General features: G+C 52.2%; 11 protein-coding genes. 6 read left to right on the plus strand and 5 right to left on the minus strand.

The features are described 5' to 3' along the window. Positions 1-179: 179 nt before the first annotated feature. Together RIC19_RS02020 and RIC19_RS02025 are read right to left on the minus strand one after the other, a co-directional pair. On the minus strand, positions 180-1,508 hold the full coding sequence (locus tag RIC19_RS02020; protein WP_350176307.1) for an ABC transporter permease: 1,329 nt from the start codon (positions 1,506-1,508) through the stop codon (positions 180-182). Between the two features lie 3 nt (positions 1,509-1,511). After that, entirely contained in the window at positions 1,512-2,141 is a 630-nt protein-coding gene (locus tag RIC19_RS02025) for an ABC transporter ATP-binding protein (RefSeq protein WP_350176309.1), read from the minus strand. A gap of 501 nt (positions 2,142-2,642) precedes the next feature. Between RIC19_RS02025 and RIC19_RS02030 the strand changes: the two genes are divergently transcribed. From RIC19_RS02030 to gpmI, 3 genes are all read left to right on the plus strand, one after another. Beyond that, a complete protein-coding gene (locus tag RIC19_RS02030) occupies positions 2,643-3,050 on the plus strand; it encodes a hypothetical protein (RefSeq protein ID WP_350176311.1) in 408 nt (135 codons plus the stop codon). A 320-nt stretch (positions 3,051-3,370) separates the two neighbouring features. Beyond that, positions 3,371-6,682 (plus strand): isoleucine--tRNA ligase, encoded by a 3,312-nt coding sequence (gene ileS, locus RIC19_RS02035; protein WP_350176313.1) that lies wholly within the window; start codon positions 3,371-3,373, stop codon positions 6,680-6,682. A 123-nt stretch (positions 6,683-6,805) separates the two neighbouring features. Further along, a complete protein-coding gene (gene gpmI / locus RIC19_RS02040) occupies positions 6,806-8,335 on the plus strand; it encodes a 2,3-bisphosphoglycerate-independent phosphoglycerate mutase (protein ID WP_350176315.1) in 1,530 nt (509 codons plus the stop codon). Between the two features lie 83 nt (positions 8,336-8,418). Here gpmI and RIC19_RS02045 read toward each other — a convergent pair whose 3' ends face one another. Beyond that, positions 8,419-9,288: a sigma-70 family RNA polymerase sigma factor gene (locus RIC19_RS02045; protein WP_350176317.1), complete on the minus strand. Its 870-nt coding sequence runs from the start codon at positions 9,286-9,288 to the stop codon at positions 8,419-8,421. 566 nt (positions 9,289-9,854) lie between these two features. Between RIC19_RS02045 and RIC19_RS02050 the strand changes: the two genes are divergently transcribed. Further along, entirely contained in the window at positions 9,855-10,232 is a 378-nt protein-coding gene (locus RIC19_RS02050) for an START-like domain-containing protein (protein WP_350176319.1), read from the plus strand. Between the two features lie 6 nt (positions 10,233-10,238). On the opposite strand, the gene RIC19_RS02055 is transcribed toward RIC19_RS02050, so the two are convergent. Beyond that, the gene (locus tag RIC19_RS02055) at positions 10,239-10,643 is read right to left on the minus strand and encodes a hypothetical protein (RefSeq protein WP_350176321.1); all 405 of its coding nucleotides are present in this window, start codon (positions 10,641-10,643) and stop codon (positions 10,239-10,241) included. A gap of 198 nt (positions 10,644-10,841) precedes the next feature. Here RIC19_RS02055 and RIC19_RS02060 point away from each other — a divergent pair, with 198 nt between their 5' ends. Continuing rightward, positions 10,842-13,553, plus strand: coding sequence for a PD-(D/E)XK nuclease family protein (locus RIC19_RS02060; RefSeq protein ID WP_350176323.1), 2,712 nt, complete (start codon positions 10,842-10,844; stop codon positions 13,551-13,553). Positions 13,554-13,987: 434 nt separating this feature from the next. After that, on the plus strand, positions 13,988-20,380 hold the full coding sequence (locus RIC19_RS02065) for a T9SS type A sorting domain-containing protein (protein ID WP_350176325.1): 6,393 nt from the start codon (positions 13,988-13,990) through the stop codon (positions 20,378-20,380). 77 nt (positions 20,381-20,457) lie between these two features. On the opposite strand, the gene RIC19_RS02070 is transcribed toward RIC19_RS02065, so the two are convergent. Beyond that, entirely contained in the window at positions 20,458-21,060 is a 603-nt protein-coding gene (locus RIC19_RS02070; RefSeq protein ID WP_350176327.1) for a hypothetical protein, read from the minus strand. Between the last annotated feature and the right edge of the window lie 41 nt (positions 21,061-21,101).

A 21,101-nucleotide genomic window follows, 5' to 3' on the forward strand; every position in this document is an offset into this window, starting at 1 on the left:
TGCTCATGCCTGAAGAAGCTTGCTCTTCTAAAAGTTGCGCCATCTCTTCGGCGCGGCCATTGTTTTTCATCTCTTGCCTTTTTCGACAAAGGTCGCGCTTGCGACTGGCGCAGGCAATACGGGGTTGCTCGGACGTTTACTTTTTTAGTTGTTATTACTAGTATGCTAACGCTAATGCTTTACCCATCCGCCAGCGTATCCGAAATATCCATCCCCTGCACCTGCAGGGCCGGTATCAAAGCGGCAACCAGTCCAATCAGCAGCGCACCGCCCAGCAGGTAGGCTTCCTCAATCAGGAAACTAGCCCAGGAGAAATCATACTGATACGTCGCCTTCATCTGATCGGCCAATAGGTACATGGAGCCGTGACTGAGCACCATGCCCAGCAGGTAGCCCAGTACGGCGAGCACCAGACCTTCCAGGATGATGAGCGCCAGCAACCTGCCCCGGGAGGCACCCATTACCCGCATCAGCGCCAGCTCGTAGCGCCGCTCCTTGAGAGAGTTGTAAAGGGAGATGAAAATACTCAGCCCCGATACGATGATGATCACAATGGCCAGCCAGCGCAGAGCTTTCGTACCTGTGCCCATGAGGGCGTACAGGCGGTTGATTTCAATAGCGGGCGTAGCGGCCTGCATCTCTGTGTTTTCGTTGATGGCGCGCTGCATATTCAGCGCCTGTATGTTGTGCCCTTTGAACTTCACCAGGATGGAGGTGATTTGCTTGTCCTGGTAGGCCAGCAAGTCGTCGGGGTAGGGGTCACCGCTGGTTGGCATGGGAGCATGGTCGTGATCCGCATCGCTGTGATCGTGCCCCTCGTGATCGTGATCATCATGGTCATGATCCTCTTCTCCGTGCTCCTGCTCTTCGTCATCATGCCCATGTTCGTGCACGGCCCAGGGGCTGGAAAAGCGCGTGAGCAGCAGTTGATCGATTACCGAACCGGTAGGGGAGAGAATGCCGACCACTTTAAAGGATTCCGCATCTTCGTGGATGAGGTCTTCATTTTGGTCAAAGCCATGTGAGCTTTTAAAGGTATCGCCAATTTTCAGCCCCAGCTCATCGGCTACGGCGGCGCCGGCCACGACTTCCAGCGTTTTTTTCCACATTTGGCCTTCAGCTACAGCGGCGTTGTAGAGGGCTAAGATTTCCGGCTCCGTGCCCACTACCCGGAAGCCCCGGTGGCTGTCGCCTAAGGACAAAGGGATAGCGGTCTCGATAATCGGGTGCCCGTCCCGCAGGAAAGGCGTAGCTGCTTTGATGGGGATGTTCCCGGTGGGCGCGTCAATATGGTACATGCTGCTGAGGATGAGTTGCAGAGGGCTGCCTTTGGCGCCAACAACCAGGTCTACTCCGGCCAGGTTTTTCTCAAATTTCTCCTGCAGTTGGTCATTCAGCACCAGCAGGAGGGAAATGAGGCCCACACCCAGTCCAAAGAGGATAAGGCTGAGCAGCATATTCAGCGGTTTGTTGGTCAGGTTTTTCCAGCTCAGGTTTAGTAGGTTCATGCGCTAGTGGATTGAGATTTGGTGGGAAATGTGTTCTTTCAGGCGGGCATCGTGGGTAACGACGAGGAGGGTGGCCTCCACGGCTTTTGCCTGTTCTTCCAGCAGTTCGATGACCTGTTTGCAGTTGCTATCGTCCAGAGCAGAAGTCGGCTCGTCCGCCAGTATGACCGCCGGCTGATTGATGATGGCCCGGGCGATGGAAGCCCGCTGTTTTTCCCCCACACTTAGCTGGGAGGGTTTGGACCGCAGTTTGTGGTCCAGCCCCAGTCGGCCGAGCAACTCGCGTATGCGCTCCCGGTTCACTTTCATGCCCGCGAGGCTTTGGGCGAGGGCCAGGTTGTCGCCCACCGTGAGGCTCTGTACAAAGTGCGCCGTTTGGAAAATAATGCCGATGTGCTGCCCGCGGAACTGGTCAAGGGCGCCCCTGGAGAGCTGATTCATTTCGGTATCGCCCACCACTATATGGCCTTCCCTGGGGGAAAGCAGCCCGCCTAGCAGGTGTAGCAGTGTCGTCTTTCCGCTACCGGAGTTGCCCAGCACGAGCCAGTGCTCGCCTTTGGCGCATTGAATATTCGGAAATCGGAGCGGCGGGCTGCCGGGATAGGCGTAGCCTAGGTTTTCGGTTTTGAGCATAGAGGTGTTGTTTATAAACTGGAAACAAAGATAAGGGGATTAGGATGGAAGGGAGACAGGGTTTTTCGAGATATGTTGTGAAATACCGGCTTGTCTGCCGGGACTTAGCATTGCCTTCGCAGGTTTTATATTTTTTGTGTTTTATTTTTGGATCATAAAACAATAAAAACTAATTTTAAGGATCACTAATGATAGCTCCTCAATTATGAGCCGGAAAAAGGAAGTTTTCCAGCCTGACGACCGTTTCTTTAAGTAAGCAATGGGAGACAGAGCTGTTGCCCGGAGTTATTTGCTGAAAGCCCCTATTTCGATCAAATAGAACCCTATCTTCCTGATTTTCGTTTCTTATTCACTGATATTTCGAAGATAGCCCCTGAAGAATTATTGAAGCTGGAGCTAAGCTACTTCCGAAGTGCGATGCTTTCCATGGGGTTGCGGCACCGCCCACAGTTGATTTTACAATACATTACTGCTATATTAGAAGGTATAAAGGGGGAGCGTATGGAAGCGGTGATGACGTTTACCCTTGCTGTTATGGAGCGTTCTCCTGCGCAGTTCATGGAAGCCTTGGAAAACTTAACCTTTACAACAAAGCCAGAAGCAATGAGTACCTTAGAAATGCTAAAGGAAGAAGGCCGTCAGGAGGGCCGTCAGGAGGGTCGTCAGTGGGAGCGTGTTCTTCACTTATTAAAAACAGCGGCTAAATTCCCGCAAATGGAAGCCCAGGAGCTGGCGGAGTTTACTAATTTGCCACTAACTGCGATTCAGGGGTTTCAACAACAACTATCATCCGGTAATCCGGAAGCTGTAATGCAATATCTGGAAAAAGAGCTCTTAGGGCATATGACTCTGGAAGCAGAAGAACGGCACATACTTAAACAATTGATTACAGCCGTTTTCCCCTCATGAGAATTGGGACTCCTTCGGGGCTTTAGAGTGCCAACAGGCAAGCTGGTCATCAGCTTCCGCTGCAGGTTACTGTTTGAATGCGGTTCGGTCAAGCCGGTACAAAATCTGCTTGCTTTTGTGCGTAAAAAATCTTAAGCTTGTAAAATAATCGTTTAGAACGTATGTATCAAGCCGCTATCATAATTATCAGCATTATTACCGCTCCGGCTCATCCGCCAGGCTGCTGATGTTTTGTAACGCCTGATACATCAGGAAAGCGCTGTCGGATAAGGTTCGGCAGCGCTTTTTTGTTATTTTTGCGCCGGTAAAAACGAAAGGTGATGTACAAAGAATACAAAAAGCTCAACCTCCCGGAAATCGATCAGGATATCCTCAAATTCTGGGAGGACCATGATATCTTCAATAAAAGTGTGGAACAGCGCCCGGCTGAAAACAACTTCGTCTTCTACGAGGGGCCTCCTTCAGCCAACGGGAAGCCCGGTATCCACCACGTGATGGCCCGTACCGTTAAGGACCTATTTTGCCGTTTCCATAGTATGAAGGGGCAGCGCGTGGAGCGTAAAGGCGGATGGGACACCCACGGCCTGCCTATTGAGCTTAATGTAGAGAAGGAGCTCGGCATCACTAAAGAGGACATCGGCACCAAAATCACGGTGGAGGAGTACAACGCCAAGTGCCGCGAAACGGTGATGCGCTACAAAGACATGTGGGACAACATCACCCGCAAGATGGGCTACTGGGTAGACCTGGATGACCCCTACATCACTTTTGAGAACGACTACATCGAAACCGTCTGGTGGCTCCTGCAGCAGTTGTATAATAAAGGCTTGCTGTACAAAGGCTTTACCATTCAGCCTTTCTCACCTGCTGCCGGTACCGGCCTGAGCTCCCACGAGCTGAATATGCCGGGCACCTATCAGGATATTAAGGACATCTCTGCCATCGCGCAGTTCAAAATCAAGGGTACGGAAGACGAATACTTTCTGGCCTGGACCACCACGCCCTGGACGTTGCCTTCAAACACCGCGCTGGCCGTAGGCAAAAACATCACTTACGTAAAGGTGCGGGCCTACAATCGTTACACCCACCAATTGAGCACCGTTATCCTGGCCAAAGACCGCCTGGATAAATACTTCACAGAAGCCAACCCGGACCTGAAACCGGAAGAGGTTAAGGCCGGCAATAAGCCTATCCCTTACCTCGAAGTCCTCGGCGAGGTGAAAGGGAGCGAACTGGAAGGCATGGAGTACGAGCAGTTGATGCCCTATGTGCAGCCCGATAAGCCAGCCTTCAAAGTCCTGCTGGGCGATTTCGTTTCTACCGAAGACGGTACCGGTATCGTCCACATCGCGCCTACCTTTGGTGCGGATGACTTTCAGGTGGCAGCCAAGTATGGCATCCCGCCATTGATGGTCAAAGATGAGGATGGCAATAGTATGCCCCTCGTAGACCGGCAGGGCCGCTTCGTAAAGGAAGTGACTGACTTCGCCGGTCGCTACGTTAAAGACTACGGGCAGGAAGAAGAGCGCCCGGTCGATGCCGACATCGTCATCCAACTCAAGGAAGAAAACAAGCTTTTCCACTCCGAGAAGTACCTGCACTCTTATCCGCACTGCTGGCGTACAGACCGCCCTGTGCTTTACTACCCACTCGACAGCTGGTTTGTGAAAGCCACCGCAGCCAAGGAGCGCATGTACGAGCTCAATAAAACCATCAATTGGAAGCCAGCCTCTACCGGTGAGAACCGCTTCGGCAAGTGGCTGGAGAACCTGCAGGACTGGAACCTCTCCCGCTCGCGCTACTGGGGTATCCCGCTACCGATCTGGCGCACCGAAGATGCGAAAGAGGAGCAGTGCATCGGCTCCGTAGAAGAGCTGCGCACTGAGATTGAAAAAGCCAACAAAGCGCTGGGGCTAAACCAAAGCATACCCGAAGACTTGCACCGCCCTTATATCGATGAGGTGGTACTGGTGTCTGATAGCGGTAAGGAAATGCGCCGCGAGGCAGACCTGATTGATGTGTGGTTCGACTCAGGCTCTATGCCTTACGCACAATGGCATTATCCCTTTGAGAACAAGGAGGTGTTTGAGCGCAAGTTCCCGGCCAATTTCATTGCCGAAGGCGTTGACCAAACCCGGGGCTGGTTCTACACCCTGCATGCTATCGCGACCATGGTCTTTGATAGCGTAGCTTACCAAAATGTGGTATCTAACGGCCTGGTGCTCGATGGAGAGGGCAACAAGATGTCTAAGAGCAAAGGCAACGTCGTAGATCCTTTTGGCGCGATCGAGCAGTACGGTGCCGACGCCGTACGCTGGTACATGATGGCCAATGCCAATCCCTGGGACAACCTCAAGTTCTCCCTCGATGGAGTAGGGGAGGTGCAGCGGAAGTTCTTCGGCACCCTCTATAATACCTACTCGTTTTTCTCTCTTTACGCCAATATCGATCAGTTTGATAATTCCAGGCCTCAGCTGCCTCTTTCGGAGCGGCAGGAAATCGACCGCTGGATCATCAGCCTGCTCAACAGCCTGGTGGAAGAAGTGGATCAGGACTATAGCAACTACGAACCCACACAGGCGGCGCGCAAGATTCAGTCCTTTGTAGTGGACAACCTGAGTAACTGGTACGTACGCCTTTGCCGCCGACGGTTCTGGAAGCCATCCCAACAGCAGAACGGTAATGCTGAGGAGATGGATGTTGACAAGCTCGCGGCTTATCAGACCCTCTATGAGTGCCTGGAGACGGTATCGAAGTTGCTGTCGCCCATCTCGCCTTTCTTCGGCGACTGGCTCTACCGCAACCTCAACGAAGCGACTAAGCTGGAGGACCACGAGTCTGTCCACCTGGCAGATTTCCCAACAGCAGATGCGACTAAAATTGACAAAGCTCTGGAGCAGCGTATGGACTATGCGCAGCGGATTTCTTCTCTGACGTTCGCTTTGCGCAAAAAGGAAGACCTGCGGGTGCGGCAGCCCCTGCAAAAGATCATGCTGCCGGTACTTGATAAGTCCTTTCAGGAACAAGTAGACCGGGTTAAAACCCTGATTGCCAGCGAGGTTAATGTGAAAGATATCGAATACCTGGATGATACAGCGGGTGTGCTGAAAAAAGGGATCAAGCCCAACTTTAAGACCCTCGGCCGCCGCCTCGGTAAAGACATGAAGGAAGCGGCTAAGCAGATCAACAGCATGTCGCAGGAAGATATTGCTGATATTGAAAAGACAGGTGTGTACACCCTACAGGCCAACGACAATACTTACGAGCTTACCCTGGAGGACTTTGAAATCGCTACCGAAGACATCCCGGGATTGCTCGTAGCCAATGACGGTAAGCTGACCGTAGCACTGGATATTACGCTCACTCCTGAGCTGGAAGCAGAAGGTATGGCCCGCGATATTGTCAACCGTATTCAGAACATCCGTAAAGATAGTGGCTTCGAAGTTACGGATAAGATTAAGGTGGTACTGGAGCAAGCAGAGGCAGTGTCCTCAGCGGTAGCGCAGTTCGGAGATTACATTAAAGCGGAGACCCTGACGGCAGATTTGCAATTGGCAGCAGCCGTTGCGGATGGCCAGGAAATTGAACTGCCGGGCGAAATTAAAGTGCAGATTCAGGTGGCGAAAGCCTAAGAGCCTGTACGATAGTGCCATACCCATATTACGGAAAAGGCATCGCGCAGTGCTGCGGCTTTGCTTTTGGCTTTTTGGGCTCCCATTTCTGCTTTTCAGCCTCAAATGCTTAACTTTAGCACTATGGAAAAGACTCGTGCATTACTCGTCATACTCGATGGTTGGGGCCACGGCCCGGACCCTAAAGTCAGCGCGATTGCCCAGGGCAATACGCCATTTGTAGATAGCCTTTATGATCAGTATCCCAATGCGGAACTGACCACCTTTGGGGAGCAGGTAGGTTTGCCCGAAGGGCAAATGGGCAACTCCGAGGTCGGGCACCTTAATATTGGTGCAGGCCGAGTGGTGTATCAGGAACTGGCGCGGATCAATAAGGCGATCCGCGAGGGTGAGCTTCAAAAGAATGAGGCACTGGTAGCCGCCATGCAATACGCCAAAGACAACGGCAAAGCGCTGCACTTCATGGGCCTGGTTTCGGATGGTGGCGTGCATGCCCATCATCGCCACCTGATGGCGCTCTGCGATGCAGCAGCTGATTTTGGATTGGAAAAGGTGTATATCCATGCTTTTACCGATGGGCGGGACACCGACCCGAAAAGTGGCAAAGGCTTCCTGAAAGAAGTCCTGGACCACATCGAAGGCAAGCCGGTGCAGCTGGCTTCCGTGGTTGGCCGTTATTATGCTATGGACCGGGATAATCGCTGGGAACGTACCCGGATAGCCTATGATGCGCTTGTCAATGCAAAAGGAGAAGCTACGCAGGATGCCCTGGCTACCATCCAAAAACGCTATGATGCCGGCGAAACCGACGAGTTCCTGAAACCGGTCATTTGTACCGATGCCGCAGGTAATCCTGTTGCGACGATTCAGAAAGAGGATGCGGTCGTCTTTTTCAACTTCCGCACCGACCGGCCCCGTCAGCTGACCATTGCCCTGACGCAGAAGGACTTGCCCGACCACGGTATGCATACCCTGCCCTTGCACTTCGTAACGATGACCCGCTACGACCACTCTTATAAGGGCTTACATGTGATGCTGGATAAAAAAGACATCGAAAATACGCTGGGCGAGGTGTTGTCCAAAGCCGGGCTCACACAAACCCGGATCGCTGAAACGGAAAAGTACCCCCACGTGACCTTCTTCTTTAATGGAGGCCGGGAGAAAGAATTTGAAGGAGAAAACCGGATTATGATCCCTTCTCCTAAAGTAGCGACCTACGACCTGAAGCCCGAGATGAGCGCCGTGGAAGTGACGGATGCGATAGTAGCCGATATAGACAAAAATCAGCCGGACTTTATCTGCCTGAATTTCGCCAATGCCGATATGGTGGGGCATACCGGCGACTTCGAAGCTGCTAAAAAAGCCGTTGAAACCGTAGATCAAAGCCTGAAGCGCCTGATGGAGAAAGCATTGGCGTACAACTACGAAGCCATTGTCATCGCCGATCATGGCAACTCCGACTTTATGATCAATGCAGACGGCTCTCCGAATACAGCACATACCACCAACCTTGTCCCTGTATTTTACATTGCTGCGGATACGCACGGGCGCAAGCTCAGGGATGGCAAACTGGGGGATATTGCACCCACTATTCTGGAAATACTGAGTATGCAGGCTCCGGAAGATATGGACGGTACTTCACTGTTTGCTTAGCAAACACAATAAAGAAAGGCAAAAAAAAGGCGCTGCGGATATCCGCAGCGCCTTTTATAATTGGTACTAAGTCTATTAACAATTTAAGCGCCCAAATAAGACTTCAACAGCTTGCTCCGGTTAGCCGAGCGCAGCTTATTGATGGCTTTGTCTTTGATTTGGCGGACACGCTCACGCGTCAGGCCAAACTTCTCACCGATATCTTCCAGGGACATCGGGTGCTCCACTCCAATACCGAAGTACAGCTTGATGACATCGCACTGACGCTCCGTTAGCGTACTTAGAGATCGTTCGATCTCTCGGCGCAGTGACTCTTTGTAATCGAGCTGGGAATCAGTGTTGGGCGTGCTGCTGTTCTCGAGCACATCCAGCAGAGAGTTGTCCTCTCCTTCTACGAAAGGAGCATCCATAGAAACATGCCGGGCGGCTACGCCAAGTGTCGTTTCTACTTCCTCCGTTGCAATTTCGAGGGTTTCAGCCAGCTCATCGGCCGAGGGCTCGCGCTCGTACTCCTGCTCCAGTTCGGAGAAAGCCTTGTTGATTTTGTTTAGGGAGCCGACTTTATTCAGAGGCAGGCGGACAATCCGGGACTGTTCTGCGAGCGCCTGAAGGATAGACTGCCGAATCCACCAAACCGCGTAGGAAATGAATTTGAAACCACGGGTCTCATCAAAGCGTTGAGCCGCTTTGATCAACCCCAGGTTGCCCTCATTAATAAGGTCACTGAGTGAGAGACCTTGATTCTGATATTGCTTGGCGACGGAAACCACGAAGCGCAAGTTGGCTTTGGTCAGCTTTTCCAGAGCTGCCTGATCTCCTTGCTTGATACGCTTGGCGAGATCCACCTCCTCCTCCGGCGTTAACAAGTCTACCTTGCCAATTTCCTGAAGGTATTTCTCCAGGGATTGGCTCTCACGATTAGTAATAGACTTAGTAATCTTAAGCTGTCTCATGTACGCTAAATTTAATTAAAGTTTACAAAGGTAGTGTTCTGTGCTATGCAGGCCGGAATAGATATGGTGGGATCGAATAGCGTAAGTCAGGCACAAGCCATGATCTGGAAAAAGTGTTGTCTGATTTACCTGCATAGTTTTATGCCTTGCTTTACAAGTGCTTTAGTTATCTAATGACTTACAGCCCACAAAAATAAGGCTTTTTTGCCTTCAAGTCAAGAGCCTTCTTAATATAGGCTTAACTTACATAAAAGCAACGCCTTTACCTGTGATATAGTTTCCTACAATCCAAAAACCTGAAAATCGGATTGGAAATTTGGTAAAAAACTGCCCCGTGCGCATGGTGTTTGGCAATATCTGGCCCAAGCCCTGATTTGTTACGGGATGTTAACTCGGTGGGTCAGACTTTTATTTTTGGAAAAATCATTTTTTTATTCTTTATTGTGGTGCGGCATAGGATGCGCAGCGGTGTTCGAAGCCAAAGTTTGCTTTCAGCTAGAAACCATAGTTTGGTACTCTCCTCTTCGCATGTTTCCTGCCTGATTTCTCCAACAACCCTATTGCATATGGAAAGAGTGAAGTTTGATTTAGAGTTCCTGTTCAAAGCCTCTCCGGCTATTGTCTACAAGTTTTTTACAACTCCCTCTTGCCTGGTTCGTTGGTTTTGCGATGAAGTAGACATACAAGGTGATACCTATGCCTTTTCGTGGAGCGGCTCCGCTGAAGAAGCAGAACTTATAGAGGATGTCGAAAATGAGAAGCTCCGCTTTCACTGGGATGGTACCGAAGAAGGGGAGTACCTCGAATTCGAGATCTCAAAATCACCGGTCACCGGAGAGACCATCCTGATCATTACGGACTTTTGTGACGATGATGAAGTAGACGATCAAAAACAGCTTTGGCACAGTCAAATGGAAGATCTCCGGAAAGAGATGGGGGGGTAACTGCCCTTAGGTTTTTACTTGCTCGGGCTTTTTAAGTAAGGCAAACAACAGCAGCACGATCCCACCTACCAGGAGCAACCCCGATAGAAACAGGAAAAAACCGCCAAGCGAGGAGCCAAAAGCCAAAATACCCAGAACGAGGCCGCCTACGAACAGTACACTGCCAAGGATCAGGCTCAATGTGCGTTTGCCGGTATTGCCCTCCCGGGCCTGCCGTTTTTCCATACGCTTAACCCAGCGGTCCATTCGCTTTTCTATCCGCTTTTGCTTTCTTTCAAATTGGTGCTGCACCTTTTGTTCTTGCCGCACAAGCGGAGCCTTTCCATCCTGAGTTGCTACGGCGGCTTCAGCTGGCGCCACAAAAAGCAGGCAAAGCACACCAAACAGAAAAGTCAACAATGATGTCTTCATGGTCATTTGTGTTATCTTTTTTCCAAAAAAAGTAGAGGGGCAGGGTGGAGGGAACCCAGCGTAAAGTAAGAAAAAATTGCACATATTTGTGCAGCTTTCTTTGGATCAGATTGTGTATATTTAATTTTCCATCTATCTGATAACGATTTACGCTGCTTTTGAACCATCTGATTTGCAACCACAAGCCTCTGAGTAAAGATGATTGTAACTTTTGGGATGACCCTGGACAACGCGCCCCTACCTGCTGTAAGCAACCATAAGTCTGGCCACGCTGCATTCGGCCCGCAGGGGCTACTTCGCTACCTCGAGACCATCTGGGGGCTGCCTGATGTGCCCCGGGATAATGAGTACTTGCGCATTGAGCAATACCGTCAACAGCTCAGCCACTATCTCCGGTTGGAGCCCACCGCTTTTTTTAGTACGTCCTTTAAAGCAGACCCTTTTGCTGTGGCTACTGATATTCTGGAGCGCAGGGATGAACTGCTTATGGCTGGCTGGGACTTAAATGTGGAGCCGGATGCCCCTCCCCGGCTTAAGTGTATCGCTGAGCTGGAGGTACAGGTACAGCGGCTTACGAAAGGCTTGGCGATGGGGTTTGCCGACCGCATGCTCCGGGCCATTGAAGCAACGGAAGGCTGGGCGCCCCCGTTCGAAAAACTGGTTTGTCAGGAGCCCGAAACGCTATTGCCGGCGGGTATGCGCCGCCTCCTGCTTGCACTCCGGCAGCAGGGCGTGGAAGTGGTGTGGGCCAAGCCCCCGGAGGTGGATGGAGATACCGATCTGGCACGTTTGCAACAGAGCCTGTTGTCTAACGAGACGGGGCAGCCCGGAAAAGTAGTGCTCAAGGGAGACGGCTCCCTGATTTTGCTAAAAGGGAAGAGAGATACCGGTCTGGCAGCGTATTTTGCACAGGTACTGCGCCAAAACGAAGACTACAGGCCTGCGTTGGTCGTGCCCGGACAGTGCCAGGTCCTTGAGCATGCCTTGTCTGAGGAAGGATTGCCCGAGCTGGGCCTCTTGTCTGCTTCTCTGGCCCGGCCAACTTTGCAAGTCCTGAAGCTGGCTACCGTATTTCTGTGGGAGCCCATAGACCCCTATAAAGTGATGGAGTTTGTCTCTCTTGCAGTGAAGCCCCTGGAAAGAGGGCTGGCCAACAAAATTGCAGTGTTGATGGCTCAACGCCCTGGACTGTTTGGAGAGCAGTGGAGCACTACAATCGCGGCCTACTTCAACGAACTGCGGGAAAATCCGGACCGCCCCGGCCAGGACAATTACGAACGAGCGGACCAGCAGTACAAATTTTGGTTCAACCGCAAGCGGTTCCCGGCAGCGGATACTGTGCCCAAAGACCAGGCTATTCGTGTCTTTGAGTACGTTGGGCAATGGGCTCAGGACTGCTTTGAAGACGAAGGCAATAAGAATGCCTCCCTGCTTGTATTGGCGGGACAGGCCCGGCGCATCAGTGCGCTGCTGTACACCTTGCCGGAAGAGCGGCTGACCGCCCTCGAGCTGGAGCGTGTTGTGCGGACTGTTTACGAGCCAGCCCCGGTGCAGCTCAACCGCCGGGCACAGGGTTTTCTAAGGTACACCACGCAGACCGGCAGTGTGACCGGGCCCGTGGACGACCTGGCCTGGTGGAATTTTGCCCAGGCTGAGAAAGCCTACTTCTTTTCCCGCTGGTACGAGCCGGAACGGGATTACCTCCGCCAAAACGGAGTGGCACTTACTGGTCCCGAACAGGAAAACGGGCTGCAGTTGTGGCACCGGCTACGGCCCATCCTGCACGCCCGCAAACGTTTGATGCTCGTTGCCCCGGACTACATCAACGGGCAGGAAGTGAACCCACACCCACTGATGGGTGACCTGGAAGCCCGGTGCGAAGGGCTAAGCCTGATTACTTGTGATTTGACAGCAGGCGGGCTGGAACGGTGGTTTACACTGCCCGAAACCATATCCGCCCCGGTCAATGGAATTGGTCGCCCGGCCCTGTTTATTCAGGTTATTAAAAATGCCGGGCAGTTAGCTAAGCCCCAAGAGCGGGCTTCTTACAGTAGCCTCAGCGATTTATTCTACTACCCGCACAAATGGCTGTTCCGCTACAAAGCTGACCTGAGGCCCTCTGCACTACTGAGCATCGTTGATGAGCGGGCGCTGCAGGGGAATCTGGCACACCGGTTTTTTGAAGAACTGCTCAAACAGGAAGAAGTGCACCGCTGGACACAAGAGCAGGTGGTGCGTTATCTGGAGTCTATCGAGACAGTGCTTCTGGAGCGGGAAGGTAACGTACTGCTGATGTACGGGCGGGAGCCGGAGCGGGTCCGTTTTATGGAATTGATCAAACGGTCGGCCTGGAATTTGGTCCGCCACATTCAGGAAGGCGGCTGGGCTATTGAGGCCACCGAGCAACTACTGGAAGGCCGGTTTGGGGAAGCGGACCTGAAAGGCTACGCAGACTTGGTGCTTAAGCGGGGCGATGAACGCTGTATATTAGACCTCAAGTGGTCGGGGCTGCGCTACCGTGAAAGCTTGCTGCGAAACGAAGAAGACCTGCAGCTCGTGCTTTATGCCCGGATGCTGCGGGAGAAGGCCGTCTGGCCCCACACCGCTTTTTACATTATCAACAAAGGTGTGATCCTGGCCAGGAACAATCATGCCTTCAAAGCGGCCGAAGCCATGATGCCGGATGCCGATATCGGCGAAGTCAACGAACGCATTTGGGAACGCATGGCCAAAACCTATGAGTGGAGACTGGCGCAAATCCAAAATGGGCAGGTAGAAATCCGGTGCAACGAAACCGCTGCCGCTTTAGAAGAGCAGTATTCAGACGCTCCGTGGCTGGAAATGCTGGAGATGAAAGCCGAAGATGCCGCGTTTGACGACTACCGGGTGTTAATTAACTTGTGCGATTGATCACCAATTTTCCAGTGCCCACTTTTTTTATAGAAAAAAATATAATAACTTGTCAACGTATTCTGTAAAGAGCGCATTGCTAACGCTTTGAGAAACCTAACGCTACACATCTGCGTATACACACCTGGCGAATCCTTTTCCGGAGAACCGTCAGGACGCATTACCCCTCATTTGTTTCGGATTGAATGACTTATATTTAGAGTTTGTTGAGAATTTGCTTTTGGAGCGAACGCAGCCAGAGGTGTGAAATCCCAACAAGCGCTTAGCACCAGTGCTATTTACAGAGTACCGTGCGATGACATCTAGCTATTTCATAATTCCAAAATAACAAACAAAATATTTTGGTCACTGCCATCAGGCGTTAAGAGCTAAGCCAGAAAAAGTTTGGCTTCCTTTTTGCAGTTGCCAGGATAAATGTAAAACCGCAATTATCTATGAAGGTCAAAAGTCTACTATTCGGGATACTAAGCCTGCTTTTTGCTTCCACAGCAGCGCTAGCCCAATTCCCGGTCAATTGTATTGATTACGCAACGATATCGCTGCGTGGGGGAGGTACGGAAATTATTACCTGCGAAGGGGATGGGCTGGCAGAAACTTACGACTTCAGGACCAGCACCCTGGCCATGCCTTTCGGTTACCTGATCACCGACGAAAATAACATCATTTTAGAAGTCAGCATTGATAACACCCTGAGTTTTGAAGGGCTTGGTGAAGGCAACTTCCGGGTCTGGGCATTTGCCTGGCTTGGGCAAATCACCGCTGAGCCCGGGCAGGACGCAGCAACGGCCGGACTGGCGACCATCTGTGGCGCCCTTACGACCAACTTCATTCCCGTAGTCAACTTTGTGCCCGATGGAGGAGAAGTGGCCCTGACTGATGGCAGTACTTCCCAGTTTATCTGCCCCGAAGACGGTATCTCCGATGTGTTGTCCTTTACCTCTACGGGGGATATGACAGCGGGCTATGTCTACCTGCTTACCGATGAGAATAACATCATCATTGAAATTATTGATGGCGACAGCTACGATTTCGATCTATTGAGTGAAGGCAACTACCGGGTCTGGGGCCTGGCTTATGCCGGTGACCTGCTGGCGGAGCCCGGCGACGATGCTGCTGCCACGCAGCTGGCAGAGTCTTGTTTTGGCCTTTCTGATAACTTCATTGAAATCGAACGCGCCCTGCCCGACGGAGGGACCGTTGCACTTGAGGATGGCAGCACCAATGCACTGGTTTGTGTAAACGACGGGCAGCCCGATGTGCTCACTTTCACCAACCAAACGCAGGCAACAGCACCTTACGTTTATGTGATTACTGATGACAACAACGTCATTCTGAGCATCGTCAGTGGCGATAGCTTTGACTTTGATGATGCATCCGCCGGCATTTGCCGTGTTTGGGGGCTTTCTTACACCGGTAGCCTTACGGCTATGGAAGGGGAGGATGCCGCCGCCGCGGACCTTTCCGATGGTTGCTTCAACTTGTCTGACAACTTCATCACGGTAGACCGGCAGGAAGCAGATGGCGCCACGGTACGCCTCGAAGATGGAGGGGACGAAACCTTCGCCTGTGTAGGCGATGGGGTAGCGGATGTCATCAGCTTTGTGAATACCTCAGGCGGTGCAGACGAATACACTTACCTGATCACCGATACGGATAACCTTATCCTTGCCATCGCACCTTCCGGCAGCTTTGACTTTGAAGGTGCTGATGTAGGCATTTGCCGCGTCTGGGGCCTGGCTTACGGCGGTACTTTGCTGGCAGAAGTTGGGGACGATGCCGCCACCACCGCACTGGCGGATGGCTGCTTCGGCTTGTCTGACAACTTCATCACCGTTCGGCGGGAAGCCGTGGAAGGCGGGACTGTAGCCGCAGAAAGCGGGACCGACCCGATTTTCGTCTGCCCCGATGGCACACCGAATACCATCGGTTTCGAAACAACGGGCACCTCTACCGGCACCTACGCCTACGTCATCACGACCGATGAACTCAGCATCGTTGGCCTGGCCGATGGCAATACCTTCGATTTTGATGCCCTGACCGAGGGCACTTACTACGCATGGGGCCTCGCTTACACCGGCACTCTGACCGCTGGAGCGGGCGACGACGCTTCCGCCGTGGCCCTTTCTGACGAGTGCTACGAACTGTCCGGAAACTTTGTAACCGTAGTTGTAGAGACACCAAACGGGGGAACCGTATCAACAGCAGACGGTGAAACGACCGTCTTCACTTGTCCGGGAGATGGGGTTGAAGATGTGGTATTCTTCGATAGCACCGGCACCTCTCAGGGGGCTTACACCTATGTGATTACAGACGAAGCGAATGAAATACTGGCACTACCAGCCGGTGACAGCTTTGACTTTGACGGCGCACCCGCCGGTACCTGCCGGGTCTGGGGCTTGGCCTACTCCGGCAATATCACGGCTGCCGTTGGGGACATCGCATCAGATATAGCCCTGACTGATGAGTGTTTCAGCCTGTCCGAAAACTTCATTACCGTCATCCGTCAAACGCCGGATGGGGGCACTATTAGTCTCGACGATGGCACAACTGAAACCTTTACGTGCCCTGGTGATGGCATGGCTGACATTCTGACCTTCCAACGCATGGGGACTTACCCGGGGCCGTTTGCCTACGTGATCACGGACGAGGACAACGTGATCCTTGATTTTGCAAATGGCAATACCTACGACTTTGACAGCGCACCTGCCGGCACCTGTCGTGTTTGGGGCCTGGCTTATACAGGTGCAGTGACCGCCATGGTAGGCGATACTGCCTCTGTAGCAACGCTGAGCGATGACTGCTTCGATCTTTCGGACAACTTCATTACCGTAGTCCGGGACGTGCCCGTGGGCGGTACCGTAGAACTGGAAGGCGGTGGCAGCCTTGCTTACATTTGCCCTGACGACAGCCTGGCTAATGTGCTGGCTTTTGACAGTGCAGGTGTGGTTGGGCCGAACTTTATTTATGTGGTGACCGATCAGCAAAACATCATCCTGGATGCCTTCCCGGTAGATGTGTACGACTTTGAAACCGATGAGACCGGCATCGTCCGCGTCTGGGGCCTGGCTTACACCGGTAACCTGATCGCAGAACCCGGAGATACCGCATCAACGGCTACGCTGAGTGATGACTGCTTCAGCCTGTCTGAGAATTTCGTGGATGTGATCCGCGAGGTGCCTTTTGGCGGAGAGATCACGACAGAAGACGGCGAAACCACCGTTTATACCTGCCCCGGTGATGGGGTGGCAGATATCATTTCTGTAGACAGCATACTGGCGGCTATTACGCCCTTTACTTATGTAATTACCGATGAGAACAATGTGATCCTTGACTTGCCCGGTGGCGATACCTTCGATTTTGATGGTGCACCGGCCGGCAATTGCCGGATATGGGGCTTGTCCTACATCGGCAATATCACTGCGGAGGTAGGGGATACGGCTTCTGCCGTTACCCTGGCTGATCAGTGCTTCGACCTTTCTCAAAATTTCATCACCGTGGTACGTGAGGTACCGGAAGGCGGGACTGTGGCTATGCCTGATGGCGAAACGACCATTTATACCTGCCCCGGCGATGGTATTGCGGATATCATTATGGCTGATAGCGCCAATACTTCCAGTGGGCCATACACCTATGTTATTACGGATGACAACAACATCATTTTGGAACTGCCTACCGGCGATGCTTTCGATCTCGATGGCGCTCCTGCCGGCACCTGCCGAATCTGGGGCCTGGCTTATACCGGCACGATTACAGCAAACGTTGGTGATGATGCCGCTACTGTGGCATTGAGCAGCGATTGCTTTTCGCTGTCCGACAACTTTATCACTGTTATTCGGGAAACCCCTGATGGCGGCATGGTTTCAACCGCTTCGGGCTCCGAAACGGTGACCACCTGCCCTGGTGACGGCAACGCGGATTTTGTGACCTTTGACAGCACTGGTACAGCCGGATTGTATGTCTACGTGATTACCGACACCAATAATGTTATAGTGGATCTGATTAGCGGTGATGCCTTTGACTTCGACCTCGGAGGTATTGGCGTAAGCCGGGTCTGGGGTCTCGCCTATACCGGTACAATCACAGCTGCGCCTGGCGATAATGCCGCCGATGTGCCGCTGAGTGACGACTGCTTCGACTTATCTGATAACTTCGTTACGATTGTACGCGAAGTACCGAACGGAGGGATCGTGCGTATAGAGGGCGGCGCAACTGAGCTGTACGTTTGCCCGGGCAACGGTGTGCCGGATATCGTGAGCCTGGATAGCGCGGGTGTGTCCGGTAGCTTTATTTACCTGCTTACAGATGAAAACGATATTATACTGACTACCCTGACCGAAGACCAGGTGGATTTCGATCCCTTCGCGGAAAATGATTACCGGATTTACGGTCTGGCCTACGCGGGCAACCTGTCTACGATTTTGATCGGTGCAGATGTCAATACGGATGTGCTGGCTGATGACTGTTTTACGGTTTCTGACAACTTCGTAGCTATTTTCAGTCAGGTGCCTGAGGGCGGTATGGTCATGACTACTGATGGAGAAACCGAGATCGTGACTTGTCCGGGAGACGGCATGCCTGATGTACTTACCTTTGACAGCACAGGCACCGCCGGTCCGTACACCTACGTTCTGACTGATGAGAGTAATGTGATTATTGACCTGATTGCAGGTGATAGCTACGACTTTGAACCGCTGGGCGTAGGCGTAAGCCGCGTTTGGGGCCTGGCCTACACCGGAAATATCCTCGCCCAGGTTGGCGACGATGCCGGGGTGGTTGAGCTGACCGATGATTGCTATGACTTGTCCGACAACTTTGTCACGGTCACCCGTGTAGAGCCTAATGCCGGAACAATTGGTACGGTAGCCGGCCCGGTCAACCTCGACCTTTGCGTTGGGGATGGCATCGCGGACTCAATCGCTTTTGAAGTTACCGGTGCATCGGATAATGCCTATGGTTATCTCATTACGGATGAGAACGACTTCCTGGTGAGTGCCATCGATTCCGTCTTCAACTTTGAGAATATTCAGGGCGGTACCTACCGGGTGTACGGCGTGTCCTACACCGGGCAAATTGCTGTGTTGCCGGGCGCAAATATTTTCATTGACCCACTTTCTGATGACTGCTACGACCTGACCGGACAGTTTGTCGAAATCAATGCAGAAGGCGTTGACGGCGGTGTGGTATTCACGGACTTTGGCGTAGGGCAGGATGTGATCAGCATCTGTCAGGGCGATGGCGAACCAAACGTGATCACCTTCTTCAACAGTACTACCGCAACGGATGCCAATTATATCTATGCTTTGACCAACGAGGCCGGTATCATTCTTGGCTTTGTGCCAGGTGGTAATCAGTTTGACTTTGAAACCTCTGGTACAGGTGTTGCTCAGATTTGGGGTATTTCTTACACTGGCAACCTGTTAGCCGGCCCCGGGTTGGGGATCACTGATATTCAACTCTCGGATGGTTGTGCCAGCCTTTCCGACAACTTCATCACGGTGCTGCGGGATGAGCCCGAGGGCGGTAGCCTGACAACAGGTACGGGTGAAACGGATATCCTGGTTTGCTTAGGCCCAACCGATGGTACTGTTGACTTTGTTACCACAAGTGGTTCCTTCAACAGCTACCTGTATCTGTTGACGGATGAAAGCAATATCGTTATTGATACGATTGAGGGCAGCAGCTTCAACTTTGCCCAACTACCTGAAGGCGTTTTCCGGATCTGGGGTTTGTCTTACAGTGGCCTGCTCAACGATATTATCGGAGAAGATGCGGCAGCGATTGAGCTGTCAAACAGCTGCTATGAGCTATCGGACAACTTCCTGACCATTACCCGTGGGCCTGCTGTCGACGGAGGTGTGCTCTCGGAAGTGGGCGGTGCGGACACCGTTTACCTCTGTCCGGGCGGTAGTGCGCCTGACTTCGTGGTCGTCTCCACAACCAGTCAGGACCCCATCTATCGCTACATCATCACCAATGCAAACGATCAGGTGATTGTAGATGATATTGAGATTGATGTGATCGACTTTGAGGGTGCGATGCCGGGGATCTATCACATTTGGGGCGTCAGCCTGGAAGGGGATCTTAGCCTCAACTTTGGAAATGAAATACCGACCACACCAGCTTCTGCTGATTGCTTCCAGTACTCCGAAAACTTCATCACTGTAGTTTACGAAGGCCCGGAAGCCGGCACTGTATTTACGGATAATGGGGAGGACGAAGTCACGGTAACCGTTGGAGACACTATGCCGGACTTGCTGACTTTCATCACAACAGGCGCGAGCCAGAACGTGCCGTACCTGTACCTGATTACGGATACGGATAACCACATCCTCGATGTATCCCTGGACGGTACCTACGACTTTGAGAATACTGCGGTGGGTGTAAGCCGAATCTGGGGCTTGTCCTATACAGGTGAGCTCTTTGCCTTCCCGGGCAGTAACGCCGGTACTGATATGCTCAGCGATGATTGCTGGGACCTGTCGGGCAACTTCATCACCGTAAACCGGGTAGAAGCCCCGACGTTTGGTGGGGGGATAGTGGAGCAGCGGAGTACAGCCTCTTCGATCCGCAGCCTGGCAGCAGCGCCAAATCCAGCTACGCAGTACCTGAACGTACAGTTCTTCCTGGAAGCCTCCGTTGCGCCTCAGAGTATCCTCCGGGTGCTCAACAGTCAGGGGCAGTTGGTGGAAACGGTGCGTGTGGAAACCGTGACCGGTGCCAATGACCACACCTTTGAGGTGGCTAATTGGGTGCCGGGGCTCTACGTGCTGCATTTGCAGAACGGAAATGCCACCCAAGCCATTAAAGTAATGGTAGGTAGCCGTTAATAACGGATTGACGGCGATAAAAAAAACCGGCATCTGAGCAATCAGGTGCCGGTTTTTTAGTTTGCAGGTTGGTCCAATCAGAAATTGTAAGTCAGCCCAAAGCGGAATTCGATGGGAAGGCGCACGTTGTTTTCAGGGGCCAGCGTATTGTAAAGCAGATAGATATCATAGCCCCAAATATCACCGCCATCGTTATAGCCTACTCCGACGTAGGCATTACTGCGGAGGACCCTGGAGGTAATCAGTTCATCATTAAATGAATCGTATCCGTTTACCAGCTCTTCATTATCAGCCCCGTATTCCAGGTGGATAAAAAAGCTGCGGAAAAGCTTGTAGCGGGTAAAAGCGCCTACACCGTAGTCAAATAAATTAGTGCTAGTGACCCGGTCAAATCCGGTCTGCAACCGGTAGTTCGTGTAAATGAGCGAGAAGCGCGGCCCAACGGAGAAGTTATCCGTGATTTTGTAGCCGACAAGTGGCGAAACACCAATGGTAAAGGCGCTCTCACCACTTACGCTCAGGAAATTCAAAATGACGCCCCCGCCATACCATAACCGGTGCGTAAACCCCTGGCTTTCGTCAAAGTAGCGGTCGTTGTCGCTGCGTTGCGCGGATGCTGTATTCTGCATGACTGCTAACAGCATAAATACGGGCAGGGCAAATTGCAAGATTTTTTTCATAATGACTGTTTTTGCTAATGTGTTCAGATGGTAAAAATAAA

This window comes from Phaeodactylibacter sp., from assembly GCF_040219495.1.
Taxonomy (GTDB): domain Bacteria; phylum Bacteroidota; class Bacteroidia; order Chitinophagales; family Saprospiraceae; genus Phaeodactylibacter.

What these genes read in the sequence shown, in the direction of transcription:
- RIC19_RS02020 (WP_350176307.1), bottom strand. Translation starts at nt 1,508, where the DNA reads ATGAACCTACTAAACCTGAGCTGGAAAAACCTGACCAACAAACCGCTG.
- RIC19_RS02025 (WP_350176309.1), bottom strand. Translation starts at nt 2,141, where the DNA reads ATGCTCAAAACCGAAAACCTAGGCTACGCCTATCCCGGCAGCCCGCCG.
- RIC19_RS02030 (WP_350176311.1), top strand. Translation starts at nt 2,643, where the DNA reads ATGGAAGCGGTGATGACGTTTACCCTTGCTGTTATGGAGCGTTCTCCT.
- ileS (WP_350176313.1), top strand. Translation starts at nt 3,371, where the DNA reads ATGTACAAAGAATACAAAAAGCTCAACCTCCCGGAAATCGATCAGGAT.
- gpmI (WP_350176315.1), top strand. Translation starts at nt 6,806, where the DNA reads ATGGAAAAGACTCGTGCATTACTCGTCATACTCGATGGTTGGGGCCAC.
- RIC19_RS02045 (WP_350176317.1), bottom strand. Translation starts at nt 9,288, where the DNA reads ATGAGACAGCTTAAGATTACTAAGTCTATTACTAATCGTGAGAGCCAA.
- RIC19_RS02050 (WP_350176319.1), top strand. Translation starts at nt 9,855, where the DNA reads ATGGAAAGAGTGAAGTTTGATTTAGAGTTCCTGTTCAAAGCCTCTCCG.
- RIC19_RS02055 (WP_350176321.1), bottom strand. Translation starts at nt 10,643, where the DNA reads ATGAAGACATCATTGTTGACTTTTCTGTTTGGTGTGCTTTGCCTGCTT.
- RIC19_RS02060 (WP_350176323.1), top strand. Translation starts at nt 10,842, where the DNA reads ATGATTGTAACTTTTGGGATGACCCTGGACAACGCGCCCCTACCTGCT.
- RIC19_RS02065 (WP_350176325.1), top strand. Translation starts at nt 13,988, where the DNA reads ATGAAGGTCAAAAGTCTACTATTCGGGATACTAAGCCTGCTTTTTGCT.
- RIC19_RS02070 (WP_350176327.1), bottom strand. Translation starts at nt 21,060, where the DNA reads ATGAAAAAAATCTTGCAATTTGCCCTGCCCGTATTTATGCTGTTAGCA.